Below are 22,571 nucleotides of genomic sequence, written 5' to 3'. Positions count from 1 at the left end.
TTGACGCGGCGCGGCAGCGGAACATCAATGTCATCGAAACGTCATCGCACTAACACATGCTCCCGCCGGTTTTGCGCGTAGTCGCAAATTGGGGCGAACTGGATGGACCGACTTCTGATGGACTCTGCGCAAGCTGCTGAAGTTAAAGAAAAAGCCCCAGAAGCCGAGGGCCTGCCGGTGATCGCATCAAGCCCCGAGCGGTTCATCAATCGCGAGCTGTCCTGGCTGCATTTCAACCGCCGGGTCCTGGAGGAATCGGTCAATCCCAACCATCCCGTGCTGGAGCGGGTGCGATTCCTGTCGATTTCAGCGAATAACCTCGACGAGTTCTTCATGGTCCGCGTCGCCGGCATCAAGGCCCAGGTGCGCGAGGGCATTGCCGAGCGCAGCCCCGATGGCCTGACGCCGTCCGAGCAGCTCATTCTCATCAACCAGACCGTCTCGCAGCTTGCCTCCGACCAGCAGGCGATCTGGGCCGACCTGCGCGGCACGCTCGCCGGCGTCGGCATCGCGCTGGTCGACGGCAAGGAGGTCACCAAGGCGGAGCGGACCTGGATCGAGGACTATTTCCTCAGCAACGTGTTCCCGCTGCTGACGCCGCTGGCGATCGATCCGGCCCACCCCTTCCCGTTCATCCCGAGCCTCGGCTTCACCATGGCGCTGCAACTGACGCGCGCCGCCGATGGCAAGCAGATGAACGCGCTGATCCGCATGCCCGGCAAGATCGACCGCTTCATCCGCCTGCCGACCGAGGGCAAGGTGGTGCGCCTGATCTCGCTGGAGCAGGCGACCGGTCTCTTCATCAACCGCCTGTTCCCCGGCTACAATCTGCACGGCCAGGGCGCCTTCCGCATCATCCGAGACTCCGAGCTGGAAATCGAGGAAGAGGCCGAGGATCTCGTCCGCCTGTTCGAGACGGCACTCAAGCGACGCCGCCGCGGGTCCGTGATCCGGCTCGAGATCGACGCCAAGATGCCGGAGGAGCTGCGCAACTTCGTACAGCATGCGCTGTCGGCAGCCGACGACGAGGTGTTCCTGGTCGACGGTGTGCTGGCCATGAACGAGCTCTCGCAGCTCACCCGCCTCGACCGGCCCGATCTCGAATTCACCCCTTACGTGCCGCGCCATCCCGAGCGCGTGCGCGAGCATGGCGGCGACATCTTTGCCGCGATCCGGCAGAAGGACCTCGTCGTCCATCATCCTTACGAATCCTTCGACGTCGTGGTGCAGTTCCTCCAGCAGGCGACGCGCGACCCCGACGTCGTCGCCATCAAGCAGACGCTCTACCGCACCTCCAACAACTCGCCGATCGTGCGCGCACTTGCCGAAGCCGCCGAGGCCGGCAAGTCCGTCACCGCGCTGATCGAGCTGAAGGCGCGGTTCGACGAGGAGGCCAACATCCGCTGGGCACGCGACCTCGAACGCGCCGGCGTGCAGGTCGTCTACGGCTTCCTCGAGCTCAAGACGCACGCGAAGCTCTCAATGGTGGTGCGCCGTGAGGGCGGCAGCCTCACGACCTACGTCCATACCGGCACCGGCAATTATCACCCCGTCACCGCGCGCATCTACACCGACCTCTCCTACTTCACCTCGGATCCGACCATCGGCCGCGATGCCGCGCGCGTGTTCAACTTCATCACGGGGTATGCGGCGCCGAGCGATCTCGAAAAGATGGCGGTGTCGCCGCTGACCTTGCGCAAGCGCATCATCGAGCACATCCAGGGCGAGACCGCGCATGCGCGGCACGGTCGGACCGGCGCGGTCTGGATGAAGATGAATGCACTGGTCGACCCCGACATCATCGACGCGCTCTACGAGGCCTCGCAGGCCGGCGTGCAGGTCGAGCTCGTGGTGCGCGGCATCTGCTGCCTGCGGCCCGGCATTCCCGGCCTATCGGAGAACATCCGCGTCAAATCGATCATCGGGCGCTTCCTGGAACACGGCCGAATCTACTGCTTTGGCATGGGCCAGGGCCTGCCGAGCGCGAAAGCGGCTGTGTATATCTCCTCGGCCGACATGATGCCGCGCAACCTCGACCGCCGCGTCGAGGTGCTGTGTCCGCTGCAAAATCCCACGGTGCATCAGCAGGTTCTAGAACAGATCATGGTCGCGAACCTCAAGGACAATGAGCAGAGCTGGCAATTGTTGCCGGACGGGTCGTCAACGCGTATGAAGACCGCGAAGGGCGAGGAGCCTTTCAACGTCCACAACTACTTCATGACAAATCCGAGTCTGTCTGGCCGTGGAAAGTCGCTCAAGGAATCCTCGCCGCGCCGCCTCACGCGCCGTAATGAACGCCATCAATCCTGATCCGGGATCGCTGACGTGAAGCGGCCGCGCAAGCGCGGCTCGAGCGTCGCTGTCATCGATATCGGTTCCAATTCGGTCCGTCTCGTCGTCTACGAGGGACTGACGCGGAGCCTCATTCCGATCTTCAACGAGAAGACGCTGTGCGGCCTCGGGCGCGAGGTGCAGAGCACCGGCCTGCTTGCGCCCGACGCCGTCGACAAGGCGCTGACCTCGCTGAAGCGCTTTCGTGCGCTGTGCCGGGTGATGCAGGTCGGACGGGTGTTTGCGATCGCGACTGCCGCCTGCCGCGATGCCTCCAACGGCGCCGACTTCATCGCGAAAGCCGAGCGCATCTGCGCCGTGAAGATCGAGATCCTGTCGGGGCCGCGCGAGGCGCGGTTGTCGGCGCTCGGCGTGATCTCCGGCATCCATCACCCCGACGGCATCGTCGGCGATCTCGGCGGCGGCTCGCTCGAGCTGATCGACGTGCGCAAGAACAGCGCGCGCAGCGGCGTGACACTGCCGCTCGGCGGGCTCGCGCTCCAAGACCTCGCGCACAAATCGCTCAAGCGTGCCGACCGCATCGTCCGCGAGGAGCTCGACGAGGTGCCGCAGCTCGCGGCGGGCCGCGGCCGCACCTTCTACGCCGTCGGCGGCACCTGGCGCGCGCTCGCGCGCATCCACATCATCCAGAGCGGCTATCCGCTCCAGGTGATGCACGGCTACTCCATTTCCGCGGCCGAAGCGCTCGACTTCTCGCGCCGCCTTCGCCGTCTGGTGGCCACCGGCACGCTTGCCGACATCGAGATCGTCGCCGATGCGCGCCGCCCTCTCCTCACCTATGCCGCGCTGGTGCTCGAGCACATCATCCGCGTGGCGAAGCCCAAGACCATCGTGTTCTCGACCTTCGGCGTGCGCGAGGGCCTCTTGCACGAGAAGCTGCCGGAGTCCGAGCGCAACAAGGACGGGCTGATCTGCGCGGCCGAGGAGCTGAACCAGTTGCTGTCGCGTTCGGCCAGGCACGCCCGTGAGCTGATCGCCTGGACCGATCGCCTCGCGCGCGTGGTGAAGCTGCGCGAAACCGCGGAGGACCGCCGGTTGCGCCACGCGGCCTGCCTGCTCTCCGACATCGGCTGGCGCGTGCATCCTGATCACCGCGGCGAGCAGACGCTCAGCCTCGTCGTCAACGGCAATTTCGGCGCGATCACCCACACCGAGCGCGCCTTCGTCGGCCTGTCCGTGTTTTATCGGTATGCGGGCCTGAGCGAGGAGAACCAGCCGCCGGTCAACATGCAGGAGCTGCTGACGCCGGCCCAGCTCGAACGCGCCCGCCTGCTCGGCGCGGCCTTTCGCGTCGCGCATCTGATCTCGGCGGCGCGTCCGGGCGTCCTGCCCGCCACGCATTTCCGTAGCCAGGGCCGCAAGCTGATGCTGGTGTTCGAGCACCGCCTCGGCGATCTCGTCGCCGACCGCGTCGGCAGCCGTTTCCGCGCTCTCGCGCGGCTGATCAACCGCGCCGGCTCGATCGTCAGACGCTAGAAGTTATTCGGCAGAAACCTTGGCGTGGCGCTCGGAGGATCCCAGCGCGGCCGCACTGAGGCTGCGCCTCCGCCAGATGGTGCCGACGACCAGCACGACGACGACGCCGAGTGCAGCGCAGAGATATTCGCCGCCTCCGCCGCCATGGCCGAATTGCGCCGGGATGCGCAAGGCGCCGAGCATGTTGTCCAGCGAGGCGCCGAACGGGCCGTCGAACAGCGTGTGCAGCCTCGGGGCAATGCCGGGATCGGTCGCAATCACCTCGCCCGCGATCCAGCCGAGCAGCGCCGCGCCGGCCCACACCAGAACCGGCAGCTTTGCCAGCAACGCCATGATCAGCGCCGCACCGGCGACGATCAGCGGTACGCTGATGGCAAGACCGAGCACCAGCAGGGGCACGCTGCCATTGGCGGCGGCGGCCACCGCAATGACGTTGTCGAGGCTCATGACGATGTCAGCGACGACGACGATCTGGACGGCCTGCCACAGATGCGAGGCCGACTCGACGCCGTCCTCGTCCTCGTTTTCCGGGACGAGCAGCTTCGCGGCAATCACGATCAACGCGAGACCGCCGACCAGCTTCAGGTACGGCAGCTCCATCAGGCTCGCAACGATGCCGGTGAAGATGATCCGCAGCAGCACCGCCGCGCCGGCGCCCAGGATCATGCCCCAGAGACGATGCCGCGGCTTGAGGCCACGGCAGGCGAGCGCGATCACCAGAGCATTGTCGCCGGACAGAAGGATGTTGATCCAGATGATCTTGCCGACCGCGACCCAGAAGGTCGGTTCGGCCATCTCGTTGCGGAACTGGGTGAAGAAGGCCCCGATCGTAGCGGGATCGAAGATCTGCCAGAGCCAGTTCACAATACGTCCTTTCGTCCCGTCGGCTTAACTCATCGGCTGGATCAGCCGACGATCTCGTTGCCCGAGAAGAACTGCGCGATCTCGATCGCGGCGGTCTCCGGCGCATCCGAACCGTGCGCGGAGTTCTCGCCGATCGACTTTGCGTAGAGCTTGCGGATGGTGCCGTCGGCCGCCTTCGACGGATCGGTCGCGCCCATGGCGTCGCGGTACTTGGCGATGGCGCCCTCGGCTTCCAGCACCTGGACGACGACGGGGCCCGAGGTCATGAACTCGACGAGTTCGCCGAAGAACGGACGCGCCTTGTGGACGGCATAGAAGGTCTCGGCCTGCTCCTTGGTCATGCGGATGCGCTTCTGCGCGACGATGCGCAGGCCCGCCTTCTCGATCACGGCGTTAACCGCACCGGTCAGGTTACGCGCGGTGGCGTCGGGCTTGATGATCGAGAACGTGCGTTCGATGGCCATGATCTTGTCCTTGAGGAGAAAGCGGAGGGTTCGGAGTTGCGGGGGCTTATATCGGCGCTGCCGCCGGACGGCAAGCGACCGCCGGAACGACCCTCACAGGCGCTTCGCCGCAGGCACCGGCCCCTGATTCCAATATGGATTACAACAATTTCACCCCGATGAACCCAATCTGAAACCTCCGTCAGGGTTCGGTTCAGCTTCGCAGGCGTAAGGTCGGCCCCATCGAAACCGAAGCCTGATCATCAGGCGGACCGTTTCGGCGGCCTTTGCATCGACGCGATAGCCCCGCGCCGGCAGTCTTGAGGAGATCACCATGTTGAGGAAACTTTCGCTTGCCGCCGTCGCTGCGGTCGCGCTGGGTGCCGCGCTGGCGCCGACCTCCGCCTCCGCGCACTGGCACGGCGGCGGCTGGCATGGCGGCGGCTGGGGCCACGGCTACGGCGGCCCGCGCTTTTATGCCCGCGGCCCCGTCGTCTCCTACGGTTATGGCGGCTGCTATACGCGCCGGCTGGTCCCGACCCCCTGGGGACCCCGCTGGCGGATGATCAACCGCTGCTACTGAGCCCGACAGCACCTTTCCAAGGGTACCCGCCCCCCAAGGTACCTTCCAAGCGAAGCCCCGGCGTTCCCCTGCGCCGGGGCTTAGTATTTGAGCAGATGCGAGGACTTCCCACAATTTTTACTAGAAGGCCCGGCAATCTCCGCGAGTGGCGAAACCATTCGGGGGTCAAGGACTTGGTACCGTGACGCTCATTCGAGAACACGGAACCCCGCCATGGCTGGCCTTCTTGCCGATGACAGCGAACAAATCGACCTGCGCACCAGCCGCTCGATCTGCGATGCCGTTGGCGAACGGCTTCAGCAGAGCCTGCGTCCCGAAGCCAGGCTCCCGACGCATCTCGAGCAACTCCTCAACGAGCTGAAGCAGCGCGACAGCGATTCGCACTGACGGCAAATCCGGAAAAACGGGTTGCGTTTGCGCCCGCCTGCGGTGACAAGGCCGCATGCTGTCCATCACCGACCTTTCCATCCGCCTCGCCGGACGCCTTCTGATTGACCAGAGTTCCGTGCAGATCACGCCCGGATCACGGGTCGGCATGGTCGGGCGCAACGGCACCGGCAAGTCGACCCTGTTCAAGGTGATCCGCGGCGAACTGTCGGCCGAGCACGGCACTGTGACGCTGCCGCCGCGCTGGCGCGTGGGCAGCCTTGCGCAGGAAGCCCCGAACGGCCCCGAAAGCCTGATCTCCGTCGTGCTCAAGGCCGACCTCGAACGCGACGCGCTGCTGCATGAAGCCGAGAGCGCCACCGATCCGCACCGGATCGCCGAGATCCAGACCCGCCTCGTCGACATCGACGCGCATTCGGCGCCAAGCCGCGCGGCTGCGATCCTCTCCGGCCTTGGCTTCTCCGCCGCCGATCAGCTTCGCCCCTGCGCTGAATTCTCCGGCGGCTGGCGCATGCGCGTCGCGCTTGCCGCAACGCTGTTCGCCGCCCCTGACCTGCTGCTGCTCGACGAGCCCACCAACTATCTCGACCTCGAAGGCACGCTGTGGCTGGAGGACCACCTCGCGCATTATCCGCGCACGGTGATCGTGATCAGCCATGACCGCGATCTGCTGGAAAGCTCGGTCGACCAGATCCTGCATCTGGAGCGCGGCAAGCTCACACTCTACAAAGGCACCTACTCCTCCTTCGAGGAGCAGCGCGCCGCGCGCGAGTTGCTCGATGCCAAGGCGGTCAAGCGCCAGGAGGCCGAACGCGCGCGCCTGCAGGCCTTCGTCGACCGCTTCAAGGCCAAGGCCTCGAAGGCGCGCCAGGCGCAGTCGCGCGTGAAGATGCTCGAGCGGCTGAAGCCGATCACGGCACTGGTGACCGCGGACGTGCGCGAGATCAGCTTTCCCGCGCCGGAGAAGATCCTGTCGCCGCCGATCATCGCCGTCGACAACGCCGCGGTCGGCTACGATCCGGCCAGCCCCGTGCTCGGCCGGGTCACCTTGCGCATCGACAATGACGACCGCATCGCGCTGCTCGGGGCCAACGGCAACGGCAAGTCGACGCTGGTCAAACTGCTCGCCGGGCGCCTTGCCCCCTTCTCGGGCAAGGTGACGCGCGCGGACAAGCTGTCGATCGCCTATTTCGCGCAGCACCAGCTCGACGAGCTGAACGAGGACGCCTCGACCTACGACCACGTCCGCAAGCTGATGGGCGATGCGCCGGAAGCCAAGGTGCGCGCACGCGCCGGCGCGATCGGTTTCTCCGGCAAGGCGGCCGACACCAAGGTTGCAAAATTGTCGGGCGGCGAGAAGGCGCGGCTGCTGCTGGGCCTTGCGACCTTCTTCGGCCCCAACATGATCATCCTGGACGAACCGACCAACCATCTCGACATCGACAGCCGCGCCGCGCTTGCCGAAGCCATCAACGAATTCCCCGGCGCCGTCATCATGGTCTCGCACGACCGCTATCTGATCGAGGCCTGCGCCGACCGGCTCTGGATCGTCGCCGACCGCACCGTGACCAATTACGACGGCGACCTCGACGAATATCGCCGCCTGGTGCTGTCGTCGCGCAACGGCGAACCCGCCCCGCGCGAGCGCAGCGCCGTGAGCGAGAAGCCGCCGCGTCCGAAGTCGGACAATCGCGGCTCGCTGAAGAAGCGCATCGCGGAAGCCGAGAGCGAGATTGCACGGGTCACCGAGATCATCACCAAGATCGACACGGCACTGGCGCTGCCCGACATCTTCAGCCGCGACCCCAAGCAGGCCGCGCAACTGTCCAAGGCGCGCGCCAATGCATCAGAGGCGCTGGCGCGCGCGGAGGAGCAGTGGCTCGAGGCGAGCACGCAGTTCGATGAGGCGGCGGGCTAGGCTCCCCATCAAAATGTGAAAAACAACCCCATGCAAAGTACCGGTATTTTATTACCTGGCGATTACCCATTGAATGGGACGTTCTTTAGCCGTGGCGATTAGAGCCACCCAGGCGGCGATGCCGGCGCAAATTGCGCCGGAGTGGTTCAATCCGCGAACTGGCCGGCTGCCTTGATCATCGGCGCCCAGCGGTCGACTTCACTCGCGAGCATGGCGGCGAGCGCCTCCGGCGTCGCTTTCTCCTGCGGGGCAGGCTCCGTGTTGATGTCGTTGAACCGAGCGATCAGCGTGGGATCCTTGAGTGCGGACTGGAGCGCCGCCGTCAGCTTCTGAACGACCACCGGCGGCGTGCCCTTGGGGGCATAGATGCCGTGCCAGACACCGAGCTCGAACCCGTTGAGGCCGGCCTCGTCGGCCGTCGGCAGATCGGGCAGGCTCTTCAGCCGCTCCTTGGTGGTGATCGCATAGGCCTTGACCTGCTTCGACAGGATCGGGCCGGTCGTGTTCGTCGCCTGGTCGCAGGTGAGATCGATCTGCCTGCCGAGAAGATCGTTCATGATGGGGCCATTGCCCTTGTAGGGCACCGCGGTGAGCTGCTTCTGGATCGCCGTCATGAACAGCATGCCGCAGAGGTGCGACGCCGCTCCGAGCCCGGCATTGGCATAGGTCAATTTGTCGCCCTGCTGCTGGGCGTAGGCGATCAATTCCTTCAGCGTGTCGGCCGGGAAATCCGGACGCGCGATGATGGTCATCGGCGCATTGGTCACAAGCCCGATCGGCGCAAAGGCCGTCTTCGTGTCATAGCTGAGGTTGCGGTACAGCGTAGCGGCGGTCGACAGGCCGACATGATGGATCAGCAGCGTGTACCCGTCGGGCTGGGCTCGCGAGGCGCGGGTCGTGGCGATGGTGCCACCGGCGCCGGGAGCGTTCTCGACGACGATCTGTTGGCCGAGCGATTTCGACATGCCAGCCGCGGTCAGGCGAGCAATGGTGTCCGTGGGGCCGCCGGCGGCGAATGGCACCAGCATCGTGACGGGCCTGACCGGATAGTCCTGGGCGAGCGCCGCGCCAAACGGCAAGAGCAGAGCCGATACGAGGGCAATGAACCGCATACTTTCCTCCAAATTTTTGCTCGCGCCATATGTACCCATTCATGGCCGCGCGACCATCACGAAACGACGTCATCAGGCGTGTCGCCCCGCGGCATGGCGTAGCTACCGGGAAACCTGATCGACCCTCAGCTCGGCGATATTGTCTCAGCGGGCGGACCCGAATGACACGAGCCCGATCCAAATCCAAATGTTCCCGCCGAAGGTCGGTCGGCGGCAGCAGGTCGGAATCAGCGTTCCCGCATGATCTCATGCCGGTAGCGCTGCAGCGGTGACAACAGGTAGCTCATGATGGTGCGCGAGCCGGTCCTGATCTCGACGGTGACCGCCATTCCCGGCGACAGGCTGACGAGGCGGTCGTCCACCTGCATCTGGCTGCGATCGAGCGAGATGCGCGCGCTGTAGCTCAACTCCTGCCCGTTGGGCTCGCTGCTGTCGTGCTGCTGCCCGAGCGCGCGGTCGCCGCGCTCCGGCGGACGATCGCGGATGATGGCGTCCTGCGAGACGCTCAGGACCCGGCCTTCGAGAAGGCCGTAACGGGTGAAGTTGAAGGTGTCGATCTTGATGGCGGCGCCCTGCCCGGCCTCGACAAATCCGATATCGCGGTTGGAAATCATCGCCTCGATCTCGAGCCGCGTATCTGTCGGCACGATCACGAGCAGCGACTGCGCCGGCGTGACCACACCTCCCACGGTGTGGACCGCGAGCTGCTGCACGACGCCATCGACGGGTGACGTCAGTTGCTGCAGGCTTGTCCTCTGGCGAGCCTTGATCAGGTCGCGCGCGACGCCATTTGCCTTCTGCTCGCTCTTGGCAAGCTCGTCGGACAGGCTCTTCCTGTACTCGGCCACGGCCTGGTTGCGGGTCTCGGCGATCGCGGCGACGGCTGACTCGGCTTCCTTGAGGCGGCTGCCTTGAACGCGAAGCTCCTCCTGCTGCTCGATCTGGAGCTGGAGCGTCTCGTAATAGGTCAGCTTCGAGCCGATCTCCTTTTCCATCAGCGTCTTGCGGATATCGACGCGTTGCTGGGTCACCGGCAGCAACGCATCCAATTTGTGGATCGTCGCCGCAATGGTCTGATATTCGGCCTCCTTCTGGGCTTCCTGGCGCGCGAGCGCAGCCAACTTGGCCCTGTGCTCGCTGACCTGATTGGCGAGAAGCTGCCGCTGCGTCGCGACCAGCAAGGGATCGGCATCCGCGGGCACGACCAGATCGGCGGATGCCGCCTCGCCGCTTGCAAGGGCCGCACGCAGCCGCGCGACATTGAGCCGTTCGGCCATGAGATCGTCGTGCAGACGATCGCGCTCTGCGGCGTTCACGGTCGGATCGAGCTCGATCAGCAGGTCGCCGGCTTTGACCGATTGCCCGTCCTGGACGTGGATGGCGCGCACCACGCCGGTCTCGAACGGCTGGACCACCTTGCTTCGCCCGCTCGACACGACCTTCCCGGCTGCGGACGCGACAATGTCGATCGTACCCCAGGCCGACCACGCCAGCGCCGCGCAGACAAGGAGCATCAGGGCCATTGCGATGGCGCGGCCGGTCGGCGACGGCGGTGTTTCCGTGATCTCCAGCGCGGCAGGCAGAAAAGCGGCCTCCTCGGCGCGCCGGCTCTTCGCATTCCGGAAGGGAACGACGGTGTGCTCGGGCCTTGAGGCCGGGACGGCGCTAGCCGACTTCATAGATCCCTCCCTGAAGACGATGCAGGGCGGCGTAGCGGCCGCCGGTCTTGATCAGCGCATCATGCGTGCCGTCCTCGACCAGACGGCCGCGCTCCAGTGTGAAGATGCGATCGGCGCCGCGGACGGTGGAGAGACGATGCGCGATGATCAGGACCGTGCGGCCCCTCGCAATCTCCTTCATGTTGTCATGGATGATCCGCTCGCTCTCATAGTCGAGTGCGCTGGTCGCCTCGTCGAAGATCAGGATCCGGGGATTGGTCACCAGCGCGCGGGCGATCGCGATGCGCTGGCGCTGCCCGCCCGAGAGCGTCGAGCCGCGCTCGCCAACGACGGTGTCATAGCCTTCGGGAAGCTCCAGAATGAAATCATGCGCGCCCGCGAGCTTGGCCGCATCCATGATGCGGTCCATCGGCAGGGTCGGATCGGCCAGTGCAATGTTGTCGCGCACCGAACGATTGAACAGCATGTTCTCCTGCAGCACGACACCGATCTGCCGGCGCAGCCAGGCCGGGTCGGTCATGACGAGATCCATGCCGTCGATCAGCACGCGGCCGGATTGCGGCACGTAGAGCCGCTGTACCAGTTTCGCGAAGGTGCTCTTGCCCGAGCCCGACGAGCCGACGATGCCGACGGTTTGGCCCGCCGGAATATCGAACGAGACGTCATGCAGGATCTCCGGCCCGTCGAGCCGATAGCGAAAAGCGACATGCTCGAAGCGGATGTTGCCCCGAAGCGGCGGCAGCCCAGCGCGGCCCGCGGAGTAAGCCGGCTCCGCCGCGCTGTTGAGGATGTCGCCAAGCCGCGCGATCGACAGGCGCGCTTGATGAAAATCCTGCCAGACCTGCGCCAGCCGCAGCACCGGCGCCGAAACGCGCCCTGCAAAAATGTTGAAGGCCACGAGTTCGCCGACGGTCAGCGCATCGCCGATCACGAGCCGCGCGCCGACATAAAGAATGGCAGCGGTGACGATTTTGCTGACGAACAGCACGAGCTGGCTTGCGGTGTTGCCGAGGCTGGTGACGCCAAAACTCGCCGAGACATAGCCGGCGAGCTGCTCTTCCCAGCGGCGCTGCATCTGCGGCTCGACCGCCATCGCCTTCAGCGTCTCGATGCCGCTAACGCTCTCGACCAGGAACGCCTGGTTCTCGGCGCCACGGCGGAATTTCTCATCCAGCCTGCGCCGAAACAGCGGCGTCGCCACCGCCGAGATCCCGATGTAGAACGGGAACGAGGCCAGCACGATGAAGCTCATCAGCGGCGAATAGGCGAACATCACGACCAGGAACACCGAGGTGAAGACCAGGTCGATGAGCAGCGTCAGCGACGAGCTGGTGATGAAATTGCGGATGTTCTCGAGCTCGCGAACCCGCGCCACGGAATCGCCGACGCGCCGGGCCTGAAACCACGCCATCGGCAGCGCCAGCAGATGATGGAACAGCCGCGCCCCCAGCTCCACGTCGATACGGTTGGTCGTGTGCGCGAACAGATAATTGCGCAGGATACCCAGCACGGTGTCGAACAGCGAGACGATGACGAGGCCGATGACGAGAACGTCGAGCGTGGACAGCGAGCGGTGCACCAGCACCTTGTCGATGACGACCTGGAAGAACAGCGGCGAGACCAATGCAAACAGCTGGAGGAAGAACGAGGCGGCCAGCACCTCGCCGAACAGCCGCCGGTACTTGCCGATCGCCGCGATGAACCATGTGATGTCGAATTGCCGCCCGAGGTTGGAGAGCCCGGCGCGCCGGGCCATCAGGATCAATCCGCCGTCCCAGATCGCACACAGCTCGTCGCGCTCCATCAGCACCGGGCGCTGCGCCTGCGGCGACTGCACCAGCACCTTGTCGGCCGAGGCTTTTGCAATGACCATGAAGCTGCCGTCACGCAGCATCGCGATCGCCGGCAGCGGGCTGCCCGACAGACGGCTCCACTGCGTTCGATAGGTTCGTGCCTTCAGTCCGAGAGACCTGGCGCAGCGGACGATGTCAGCTGCGCCGAATCTTGCCGCGCCCAGCCGGTGCCTGAGCTGATCACGATCGGCCGCAACACCCTGCAAATGCAGCAGGGTGAGCAGCGCGTCGAGACCCGTATCGGTCGAGACCGTATTCGTCGTCATGGGCGTTCTCCGGGCCGGGCTCGTTCAACCTCTCCCGCTTGCGGGAGAGGTCGCCATAGGCGGCCCGTGGCCACCGTTCTGTTGGACGCCGATGCTTCGCATCGGCTATGGCGGCGGGGTGAGGGCTTCTTCCTCTTCGGGGTTCTCGATTGCGGAGGCACACCCACCCCAGCCCTCCCCCGCAAGCGGGAGAGGGAGTGCACCTCCGTCGTTGCAACAGCAGCTTTCATCAAACTCAGGCGTGCTGCGGCGGAGCAAGCGTCTGGGTCTGTGCCGTGTGCGGATCGGCCAGCGGCATCTCGCCGTGGCCGTCACCTGCCGGAACGAAGCTGCCTGCCATGGCCTGGTTGAGCATCATCGCTGCGGCGAAGGCGGCGCCCTGGATGACGACGTTGTTGCCGGTACCGCCATCGAGGATATCGAGGCCGCCGCCGCCGATCAGCACGTCGTCACCTGCTCCACCGGCCAGTGTGTCGTTGCCGGGTCCGCCGATCAGGATATCGTCGCCATTGCCGCCGTTGGCGACGAGCTGGATGCCGCCGTGCAAGCCGGAAGCCGTGATGACGTCATCGCCATCGAGTCCGTTGATGACGATCCTGTCGCCCGCACCGGCATCGCTGATGTTGATGTCCTGGCCAAGCCCCGACACCGTGATGATGCCGTCGTGCTCGGTCACCGTGATGACGTCGTTCCCGCCGGTTGCGTTGATGGTCACGGTATCGGCGGCGCCGTCATTGGCACCGAGGTCGAGGTCGACCTGGTTCACGCCGGTGCCCGAGAGATCACCGACCGTGATGTTGTCGGCACCGCCGAGGGCGTTGAAGTCGACATGCTCGACGCCGTTCAGGTCCATCGCGATGGCGGCAACGTCGCGGGTGAACAGCACCCGGCCGCCATTGGCCGAGATGTTGATGGTCTCGTTGATATTGGCGCCGTTGAACGCCAGCGTGTCGGTGCCCTTGCCGCCTTCGACGGTGTCGCTGCCGTCGCCGGGGTTCCAGATGAAGGTGTCGTCGCCGGCTCCGAGATTGGCGAAATCGTTGCCGCGTCCGCCGATCACGATGTCGTTGCCGGCGCTGCCGGTGATGGTGTCGTTGCCGTCGCCGCCATTGATGTTGAGGCTGAACAGCTGTCCCGCCTTGATCGCGGACGAATCGATGACATCGTTGCCGCCTCCGCCGTTGACGGTCAGCACGTCACCGGCGTCGGCGTGAGCGATGGTCACCTGCGCCGCAAGCCCGTTGACCACGATCGATCCGCCGGCGGTCGTCACCGCGATGTTGTCGTCACCGGCGCTGCCGTTCACCGTCACGCGGTCGGCCGCACCGTCGCCGCTCTGGCTGCCGGGGCCGGCGCTGAGGTCGATCGCGACCTGCGTGACTCCGGTCCCCGAGAGATCGTTGACGGAGATGTTGTCGGCCCCGCCGGCAGCGGCGATCTGCACCCGCTCGATGCCATTGAGATCCATGGTGATGGCGCCGACGTCGCGGGTGAGAAGTGCACGACCGCCGTTCGCAGAGATCGACATATTTTCGGCCACATTGGAGCCGTTGAACACCAGCGTATCCATTCCCGTGCCGCCCTCGACGGTGTCACTGCCGTCGCCGGGATTCCACGTGAAGAGATCATCGCCCGCGCCGAGAAGAGCGACGTCGTTGCCGCGGCCGCCGACGACCTTGTCGTTGCCGTCGTCGCCGATCAGGGTGTCAGCCCCCTGGCTCCCGATGATTGTGTCGTTGCCCGCGCCGCCGTCGATGGTCAGCCCGATCGCCGCGGCGAGCAGGGATGCATCAATGACGTCGTTGCCGCCGAGCGCCTGGATCACCAGCCGGTCGTTGGCAGCCTCCGCATTTACGATCGTCACGACTTCCGGCAGACCCGTCACCGTCACGGTGGTGCCCTCAGCCGTGACCTCGATGTGCTGATTGCCGCCGGCAGCATTGACGGTCACAATATCCGCCGCGCCGTCGCCTTGCGTCTCGCCGGGAACGGCTCCGAGATCGACCAGCACCTGCTTGACGCCGGTCCCGGTGAGATCGCCGACAACGATGTTGTCGGCGCCGCTGCGCGCATCGAATTCGATCTGCTCGACGCTGTTGAGGTCCATCGTGATGTTGGCGACGTCGCGGGTGAAGCGCACCCGGCCGCCATTGGCCGAGATATTGATGGTCTCGTTGATGTTGGCACCGTTGAACAGAAGCTTGTCGGTGCCCGCGCCGCCCTCGACCGTGTCGCTGCCGTCACCGGGATTCCAGATGAAGGTGTCGTCGCCCGATCCGAGCTGGGCGACGTCGTTGCCGCGTCCGCCATTGACGATGTCGTCGCCGCTGCCGCCGATGACGAGGTCGTTACCGTCGCCGCCAATGATCCTGTCGTTGCCGGCGCCGCCGTCGAGCGTCAGCGAGATCAGGCTGCCGAGCCCGTTGCCCGCGGTGATGACGTCATCGCCGCCACCGGCGTGCAGCACGAGATTTTCCGTGGTGCCGATGTCGAGCGAAAACGGCGCGGCGCCGATGCCGTCGAGCCGCACGCGCGTGCCGTTCGCCGTGATCGTGAACGTCTCGGCGTCGTTGCTGCCGTTGACCCGCGCGGTGTCGCTGCCGTCGCCGCCCTCGAACAGATTGGTGCCGCCGCCCGGATTCCAGATCATGAGATCGTCGCCCGCCTCGCCGAACAGCTGGTTGTCGCCGCTGCCGCCATCCAGGACGTCGTTATCCGCACCGCCGAACAGCAGATCGTTGCCGCCGCCGCCCTTGATCACGTCGTCACCGGCCTGCCCGAACAGCAGGTCCGCACCCGAGCCGCCCGTGATCCTGTCGTTGCCGTCACCGCCGAAAATGTGCACCGCAGGCATCGGTCCGTGGCATTCGTTGACGGTGATCGTGTCATCACCGCCTTGACCGAAAATGTCGATCGCGGTGGTGTTGTCGACGGTCGGTTCGCCACCGATCGTTTTCACGTGTCCGTTATTGACCAGGATGCGGCCTGCCTCGTCGCGGCTGATCACGAGGCCGTTATTCGCGTTGTCGCCGAAAATGGTGAGCTGCCCCGTAACCGGGGAAAAGACAGAGGTAGTAGACATCCAAATATCCTTCGATCGATCTAGCCCCTCCCTTCGATGCGTAGCAGCCGCACACATGACATTCTTGAGCCGCTGCTTGAGACGCGCGTGATTATTCTGGAGATTTCCTCCAGTTTTGCTTCGGGGCAGTATTCGACAGCGGATGCGGAGGCGCTCTCATCACGAGTCGCTGATCACGGATCACGCGTAACGACCCCGTGATTTTCAAACGCGTGGAAGAACCGCGGCTCGAGACAAGCGCGCAGCTTGACGAGGCTGCGGGGCAGCTAACGACGCGCACGCCGAGCCGAACGAAAATTGCACCTGTGGGCTCGATGCATTTGGTACTAAGCTCGGCGACGGAATTGGCGCCAGCGATAACGAACGATCCCGCTCAATAGTTGAGCGACCGGCATTTCCGGTTCGATGGATATCCAGACAAGGAATATTTGAGGGAGATCTCACATGTCGTCACCGGAACCTATCAGATTCACCGACGGTGCAGCTTACGAACGCTTCATGTCGCCCTGGAGCCGATCGGCCGGCACTCTGTTCCTCGATTGGCTGGCGTCACGCACCGGATTGGCCTGGGTGGATATCGGTTGCGGCAACGGCGCGTTCACTGAGCTCCTTGTTGCGAAGTCCGCCCCTTCGTCCGTTTGCGCGATCGATCCCTCCGACGCACAGATTGCTACCGCACGCCAGAAGCTATCGGCAAAGCCGGTCGAGTTTTCGATTGGCGATGCGATGGCGCTTCCCTACGACGCCAACCGCTTCGACGCCGCGGTGATGGCGCTGGTGCTGTTCTTCGTCCCCGACGCGCAGAAAGGTGCATCGGAAATGGTCCGCGTCACCAAGCCCGGCGGCATGGTCGCATCCTACACCTGGGACATCTCGCGGGGCGGCTCGCCTACGCAGCCTTTGTGGGAGGAGATGGACGCTCTCGGCAAACCTGCGCAACGCCCACCGAGTGCGGATGTATCGCGGTTCGAGGCACTGAAAGCGCTTTGGGCGAAGCTCGGCATCCGCGATGTCGAAACTCGCGAACTGGTTGTCGAGCGAACGTTTGCGAATTTCGACGACTACTGGCTGTCGATGGTCGTCAGCAGCCCGGCCGGCGTATTGGGAAGGCTGTCGGAGACGGAGAGCGCGGAACTCAAACGCCGGCTACAGGCAAGATTGCCGGCGAGCGCGAACGGGGAGATCACGGTTCACGCCTCGGCCACCGCGATCAAGGGATGCAAAGCCGCTTGACGATCGGGACGAGCATGCGCGGCTGATCGCATTTGACAGCCGCAACCAATTTCAGGGCAGAAGGCCGTGTTACGTCGCAGCCTTCTTCTTCGGCTTCGGCTTGGTCGCCTTCGGCATCACCGGCGCTTCCGGCGTGCCCTCGATCGAGGACAGGCGGCCGGACGTGAAGGTGTAAATGCCGGCGCGCGGACCGGCGGTCCAGGTGAGCACGGCGACGCGGCGGCCGGCGGCATCGCCGGAGAGGTTGACGTTCGAGGGCGCGCCGATGCCGCGCACCACGTCGCATTCGGTGTGGCCGAGCGCGACCGTGCCGCCCATGGGCGCCGGTGCCGTGGTCGAAGCGTTGGCGTCGGCCGGCCCGGGGGGCGGCGCCATGCCGGGACAGGCGCCGTCGGCACTGACCAGATCCTCGGCCGTCACCGGCTTGTCGGGGGTCAGCGGCGGCGATTCAATCGAGATGCTCTTGATGAACAGGCGGCTCGGCGTGTTGAACCATTGCGCGTCCTTGGACAGCAGATCGGTCGCGCCAGAGCAGCCCGCGACCAGCGGTGCTATGGCGGCTAACGCAACTATGAGCGAGCTGGGAAGCTTTTGATGTCGCACGATAAACCAAATTCCCCGCGTGAAGGACCAGCCTTAAGCGATTGTCCCAACATCACTTTGCGGCACGAAGGTGACCGAAACCATCATCGCCCGAAAAGTGCAAATTATCATTAATTGCGATCGGCCGCTAATTCCGACGCTGCCACCGGCCCCGCTCGTCGGCCTGCCAATAGGTGACATCAAATCCCTTCGCCTTGCAATCCGTCCAGGCGCTGCGGGCGAACGCAAGCGCGTCGGGATCGTCGCCGTTGAACAGCAGAACCATGCGCTCATAGCCCTGCCCGTCCTGCGGCAGCGCGGCATTGTCGATCAGGAAGCGGACATTGGCGCCGTTCGGATTGTCCTCCTCGATCGCCAGCACGATCGGCTGATCGGCGGCGTCGTTCACGCGCCATGTCGCGTGCGGCAGGAAGGAATCGTCGCGATAGGTCCACAAGTGAGCGTCGAGCGCATCGGCGCGCTCGGGCGAAGTCGACTGCACCACGACGCGCCAGCCGCGCTCGAGCGATTTCTCGAGAAGCGGCGGCAACACGTTCTCCACCGTCATGTTTTGCAGATGGTAGAACAGCACTTCAGTCATCTTGGGTCATTTGCGCTCGTAATGATCTGCCACCAGACGGTCCAGCAGGCGGACGCCGTAGCCGCTTCCCCAGCTCTGGTTGATGTCGGTCTTCGGCGCGCCCATGGCGGTGCCGGCGATGTCGAGATGGGCCCACGGCGTGCCGTCGACGAAACGCTGCAGGAACTGCGCCGCGGTGATCGAGCCGCCGTGACGGCCGCCGGTGTTCTTCATGTCGGCGAACTGAGAATCGATCAGCTTGTCGTATTCGGGGCCGAGCGGCAGGCGCCAGACCTTCTCGCCGCTCTCGATGCCGGCCGTCAGCAGCCGGTCGGCGAGCTCGTCATTGTTGGAGAACATGCCGGCATGCTCGGTGCCGAGCGCGACCACGATCGCGCCGGTCAGGGTCGCCAGATCCACCATGAATTTCGGCTTCACCTTCTTGGCGACGTACCAGAGCACGTCGGCCAGCACGAGGCGGCCTTCCGCGTCGGTGTTGATGATCTCGATGGTCTGCCCCGACATCGAGGTGACGATGTCGCCCGGGCGCTGCGCATTGCCGTCGGGCATGTTCTCGACGAGGCCGATGGCGCCGACCACGTTGGCCTTGGCCTTGCGCGCCGCGAGCGCATGCATCAGGCCGACGACGCAGGCAGCGCCTCCCATGTCGCCCTTCATGTCCTCCATGCTGCCGGCCGGCTTGATCGAGATGCCGCCGGTGTCGAAGCAGACGCCCTTGCCGACGAAGCTGACCGGCGCCTCGCCTTTCTTGCCGCCGTCCCAGCGCATGATCACGGTGCGGCTCGGCCGCGCCGAGCCCTGACCGACGCCGAGCAGCGCGCCCATGCCGAGCTTGTCCATCGCCTTGACGTCGAGCACCTCGACCTTGACGCCGAGCTTGCGGAGCTGACTGGCGCGGCGCGCGAATTCTTCAGGAAAAAGCACGTTCGGCGGCTCGTTGACGAGGTCGCGCGCGATGATCACGCCGTCGACGACGTGGCCGGCCGAGGCGAACGCCTTCTTGGCCGCGGCGACATCGCCGACCGCAAGCGAGACGTCGGCGCGCAAGCCGCCCTCCTCGCCGTCCTTCTTCCTGGTCTTGTAGCGATCGAACTTGTAGGTGCGCAGCCGCAGGCCTGCGGCGATCGCGACCGCCTGCTCGCTGGTCATGGCGCCGTCGGGCAGTTCCGCCATGATGGTCATGGCCGTGGCGCCGGCGGAAAGCTTGCTTGCCGCCACGCCGCCGAACTTGAGGAAGTCATTCGCCTTCAGGCCGGCCGCCTTGCCGGCGCCGACCACGATCAGCCGGGTGGCCTTCACCCCCTCCGGCGCCAGGATGTCCAGCGCAGCCCCGCTTTTGCCTTTGAAGGCGGCCGCGGAGGCCGCCCGCTTCACGAGGTCGGTGGCCCCGCCGAGCGCCTTGGCGGTCGCCGGGCCGAGCTTCAGACTGTCGTCGCAGAACACGACGAGGATGCCACGGGCGGCAGCGGACAACGGGACAAAGCCGACCTTGATGGCATCGGACATGTGTAACTCCTTCAAAACACCGGGCTTTCCGTCGTTCGGCGGTCCCGGCCACGGGCCGGAGCTGAACGGCGATTCACTGGACTTTCCCCACTATGGGCCACCGGCGCGGCAGATGCCAAGCGCCCGGCGTGGCCGAGCGGCCACAACGAGGGAAATATTAACCTTATATTGAGGGTGCCACGGGGCAGCCATTTTGTTGACGGATCAAAGGGATGGTAGTGAGAGAGTGAGCTGTCGGAAGAGATGGCTGGCCGACCTTGGGGATCTCCTGATCGGGGATTGGTTGGACAGCCGGAATGCCGGCCGGCATCGGGGACTTGGTGGGAATCGTACGGTCGCGCATGGGGTCGATCGATAGGTATATATTCCGCACGACGCTCGCGTCGTTTGCGCTGGTCCTGGTCAGCCTCACGGGCGTGATCTGGATTACGCAGGCGTTGCGCGGCATCGACCTGATGACGAGCCAGGGGCAGACCATCCTCACCTTCCTCGGCATCACCAGCCTCGTCGTGCCGGCCCTGGTCCTGATCATCTCGCCGATCGCGCTGATGATCGCGGTCTCGCACACGCTGAACAAGCTCGCGACCGATTCCGAGATCATCGTGATGAATGCGGCCGGCTTCTCGCCGTTCCGGCTGTTCTATCCATTCTTCTACGCCACCTGCGTTGTGGCGCTGCTGGTCGCCTTCATCGCGGCCTATCTCGCCCCCGACGGCATGCGACGGATCAAGCAGTGGGACGCCGAGATCACCGCCGACGTGCTCACCAACATCCTCCAGCCCGGCCGCTTCGCCCAGCTCGACAAGAACCTGACGATCCGGATTCGCGAACGCCAGCCCGGCGGCATCCTCGCCGGCATCTTCATCGACGACCGCCGCGATCCGAACGAGCGCGTCTCGATCGTCGCCGAGCACGGCGAAGTCGTGAAGAACGAGACCGGATCTTTCCTGGTGCTGGAGACCGGCAACCTGCAGCGCTTCGAAGCGGGCAAGCGCGATCCCGCGCTGGTGGCGTTCGACCGCTACGGCTTCGACATGTCGAAGTTCTCGGGCCAGGGCCGCGACGTCACGCTCGGCATCCGCGAGCGTTACCTCTGGGAGCTGTTCTCGCCGTCCGAGGACGATCCGGTCTACAAGCAGATCCCGGGGCAGTTCCGCTCGGCGCTGCATGACAGCCTGCTGGCGCCGATCTATCCCTTCGCCTTCGCGGTGCTGACCTTCGCCTTCCTAGGCGCGCCGCGCACCACCCGCCAGAGCCGCAACTTCTCGATCGGCGGTTCAGTGATCGCCGTGTTCGGCCTGCGCATGGCAGGCTTCGCCTGCTCGGTAATGGCGGTGAAGTCGCCGGGCGCCGTGCTGGTTCAATACGCGATGGTGCTGGGCTCCATCGGCGTCGGGCTGTGGATGATCATCGGCGGCATCGTGGTCGAACCGCCTCCCCGCCTCATGGAGGCCATCAACAGGTCGAACGCGCGCATCGCGCGGCTGTTCGGACGGCCGGCCATCGCATGAGCATGCTCACCAACACACTCGGGCGCTATTTCGCCGGCCGCTTCGTGGTCGCGGCGCTGGGCGTGTTCGCCGGCATTTTCCTGCTGCTGGTGCTGGTCGACTACATCGAGATGGTGCGCAAGACCTCGGGGCTGGTTTCCGCCTCGGCGATCATGGTGGCCGAGACCTCGCTGTTCCGGGTGCCGCAGCTTCTGGAGAAGTTGACGCCGTTCTGCATGCTGATCGGCGCCATGACCTGCTATCTCGCCCTCTCCCGCCGGCTCGAGCTGGTGGTGGCGCGCGCCGCCGGCATCTCGGCCTGGCAGTTCATCTCGCCTGCGCTCGGCAGCGCGCTGCTGATCGGGGTGATCGCCACCGTCGCCTACAATCCGTTGTCGGCCAATCTGCGCGAGCTCTCCAAGCGCATGGAGGCCGAGCTGTTCGGCTCGGCGCCCGGCGGCGGCATCCAGGATGCCTCCGGCTTCTGGCTCAATCAGGTCACCAGCGACGGCCAGACGATCATCAATGCGGCGCGCAGCGAGCAGCAGGGTATCCGGCTCACCGGGCTCACGCTGTTTCGGTTCGACACAGAGCAGCACTTCAAGGAACGCGTCGAGGCGCGCGAGGCGGAACTCGAAACCGGACAATGGATATTCAGGGACGTCCGTCGCTTCTCGCTCAACGCGGCGCCGACCGAGCAGGCCGTTTTGGCGATTCCGACGACACTGACCGAGGCGCAGGTCCGCAACAGCTTTTCCACCCCCGAGACTGTGTCCTTTTGGCAACTACCGGGCTACATCCGCTCCTCCGAAAGCTCGGGCTTCGCGACAGCCGGATACCGACTCCAGTATCAGAAGCTGCTGGCGCAGCCGTTTTTGCTTGCGGCCATGGTGATGCTCGCGGCCTCCGTGTCGTTGCGCTTCTTCCGGATGGGCGGCGTGCAGAAGATGGTTTTGAGTGGCGTGGGCGCAGGCTTTCTGCTCTACGTTCTGTCGAAAGTGACTGAAGATTTGAGCAAGGCTGAGTTGATGCATCCGATCGCTGCGGCGTGGTTGCCCGTGGTGGTGGGCGGCCTCACCGGCTTTTTGGCCTTGCTCTATCAGGAGGACGGATAGTGACGGCCGTCCACCGAAGGCTCGTGTCT

At 65.1% G+C, this 22,571-nt stretch carries 17 protein-coding genes; 8 read left to right on the top strand and 9 right to left on the bottom strand.

The window, feature by feature from the left end; translation table 11 throughout:
* Positions 1-117 precede the first annotated feature (117 nt).
* Both JQ572_RS24820 and ppx read left to right on the top strand, forming a co-directional pair.
* Complete coding sequence (locus JQ572_RS24820; RefSeq protein ID WP_211385802.1) at positions 118-2,310, top strand: RNA degradosome polyphosphate kinase; 2,193 nt, start codon at positions 118-120, stop codon at positions 2,308-2,310.
* A 15-nt stretch (positions 2,311-2,325) separates the two neighbouring features.
* Positions 2,326-3,828: an exopolyphosphatase gene (ppx, locus tag JQ572_RS24815; protein ID WP_211385457.1), complete on the top strand. Its 1,503-nt coding sequence runs from the start codon at positions 2,326-2,328 to the stop codon at positions 3,826-3,828.
* Between the two features lie 3 nt (positions 3,829-3,831).
* Here ppx and JQ572_RS24810 read toward each other — a convergent pair whose 3' ends face one another.
* Together JQ572_RS24810 and ndk are read right to left on the bottom strand one after the other, a co-directional pair.
* Entirely contained in the window at positions 3,832-4,692 is an 861-nt protein-coding gene (locus JQ572_RS24810; RefSeq protein WP_211385456.1) for a TerC family protein, read from the bottom strand.
* Between the two features lie 41 nt (positions 4,693-4,733).
* Positions 4,734-5,156 carry a nucleoside-diphosphate kinase gene (gene ndk / locus JQ572_RS24805; RefSeq protein WP_027535388.1) on the bottom strand — a complete coding sequence of 141 codons (423 nt, stop codon included), beginning with the start codon at positions 5,154-5,156 and terminating at the stop codon, positions 4,734-4,736.
* 313 nt (positions 5,157-5,469) lie between these two features.
* Here ndk and JQ572_RS24800 point away from each other — a divergent pair, with 313 nt between their 5' ends.
* From JQ572_RS24800 to JQ572_RS24790, 3 genes are all read left to right on the top strand, one after another.
* Positions 5,470-5,718, top strand: coding sequence for a sulfur globule protein precursor (locus JQ572_RS24800; protein ID WP_211385455.1), 249 nt, complete (start codon positions 5,470-5,472; stop codon positions 5,716-5,718).
* Positions 5,719-5,931: 213 nt separating this feature from the next.
* Positions 5,932-6,105 carry a hypothetical protein gene (locus JQ572_RS24795; protein ID WP_211385454.1) on the top strand — a complete coding sequence of 58 codons (174 nt, stop codon included), beginning with the start codon at positions 5,932-5,934 and terminating at the stop codon, positions 6,103-6,105.
* Between the two features lie 55 nt (positions 6,106-6,160).
* The gene (locus JQ572_RS24790) at positions 6,161-8,023 is read left to right on the top strand and encodes an ABC-F family ATP-binding cassette domain-containing protein (protein ID WP_211385453.1); all 1,863 of its coding nucleotides are present in this window, start codon (positions 6,161-6,163) and stop codon (positions 8,021-8,023) included.
* A 146-nt stretch (positions 8,024-8,169) separates the two neighbouring features.
* Here JQ572_RS24790 and JQ572_RS24785 read toward each other — a convergent pair whose 3' ends face one another.
* The 4 genes from JQ572_RS24785 to JQ572_RS24770 form a co-directional block, all read right to left on the bottom strand.
* Positions 8,170-9,135, bottom strand: coding sequence for a tripartite tricarboxylate transporter substrate-binding protein (locus JQ572_RS24785; protein ID WP_211385452.1), 966 nt, complete (start codon positions 9,133-9,135; stop codon positions 8,170-8,172).
* Between the two features lie 227 nt (positions 9,136-9,362).
* Positions 9,363-10,814, bottom strand: a complete 1,452-nt coding sequence (locus tag JQ572_RS24780) for an HlyD family type I secretion periplasmic adaptor subunit (protein WP_211385451.1) — start codon at positions 10,812-10,814, stop codon at positions 9,363-9,365.
* Positions 10,801-12,933, bottom strand: a complete 2,133-nt coding sequence (locus tag JQ572_RS24775; protein ID WP_211385450.1) for a type I secretion system permease/ATPase — start codon at positions 12,931-12,933, stop codon at positions 10,801-10,803. Before JQ572_RS24775 ends, JQ572_RS24780 begins: the two co-directional genes overlap by 14 nt.
* Before the next feature lie 235 nt (positions 12,934-13,168).
* Positions 13,169-16,015, bottom strand: a complete 2,847-nt coding sequence (locus JQ572_RS24770) for a beta strand repeat-containing protein (RefSeq protein ID WP_211385449.1) — start codon at positions 16,013-16,015, stop codon at positions 13,169-13,171.
* 444 nt (positions 16,016-16,459) lie between these two features.
* Between JQ572_RS24770 and JQ572_RS24765 the strand changes: the two genes are divergently transcribed.
* Positions 16,460-17,248, top strand: coding sequence for a class I SAM-dependent methyltransferase (locus tag JQ572_RS24765; RefSeq protein WP_211385448.1), 789 nt, complete (start codon positions 16,460-16,462; stop codon positions 17,246-17,248).
* A gap of 69 nt (positions 17,249-17,317) precedes the next feature.
* Here the strand turns inward: JQ572_RS24765 and JQ572_RS24760 are convergent, their stop codons facing one another.
* From JQ572_RS24760 to JQ572_RS24750, 3 genes are all read right to left on the bottom strand, one after another.
* Positions 17,318-17,851, bottom strand: a complete 534-nt coding sequence (locus tag JQ572_RS24760) for a hypothetical protein (RefSeq protein ID WP_211385447.1) — start codon at positions 17,849-17,851, stop codon at positions 17,318-17,320.
* A 127-nt stretch (positions 17,852-17,978) separates the two neighbouring features.
* Entirely contained in the window at positions 17,979-18,431 is a 453-nt protein-coding gene (locus JQ572_RS24755; RefSeq protein ID WP_211385446.1) for a DNA polymerase III subunit chi, read from the bottom strand.
* Positions 18,432-18,437: 6 nt separating this feature from the next.
* On the bottom strand, positions 18,438-19,937 hold the full coding sequence (locus JQ572_RS24750) for a leucyl aminopeptidase (protein WP_211385445.1): 1,500 nt from the start codon (positions 19,935-19,937) through the stop codon (positions 18,438-18,440).
* 341 nt (positions 19,938-20,278) lie between these two features.
* Here JQ572_RS24750 and lptF point away from each other — a divergent pair, with 341 nt between their 5' ends.
* Both lptF and lptG read left to right on the top strand, forming a co-directional pair.
* Complete coding sequence (gene lptF / locus JQ572_RS24745) at positions 20,279-21,448, top strand: LPS export ABC transporter permease LptF (protein ID WP_211385444.1); 1,170 nt, start codon at positions 20,279-20,281, stop codon at positions 21,446-21,448.
* Positions 21,445-22,542, top strand: a complete 1,098-nt coding sequence (gene lptG / locus JQ572_RS24740) for an LPS export ABC transporter permease LptG (RefSeq protein ID WP_211385443.1) — start codon at positions 21,445-21,447, stop codon at positions 22,540-22,542. Before lptF ends, lptG begins: the two co-directional genes overlap by 4 nt.
* Positions 22,543-22,571: the final 29 nt, after the last annotated feature.

This window comes from Bradyrhizobium sp. SZCCT0153 (assembly GCF_018129995.1).
Lineage (GTDB): Bacteria > Pseudomonadota > Alphaproteobacteria > Rhizobiales > Xanthobacteraceae > Bradyrhizobium > Bradyrhizobium japonicum_G.
This window is presented reverse-complemented; position numbering and strand designations above follow the sequence as displayed.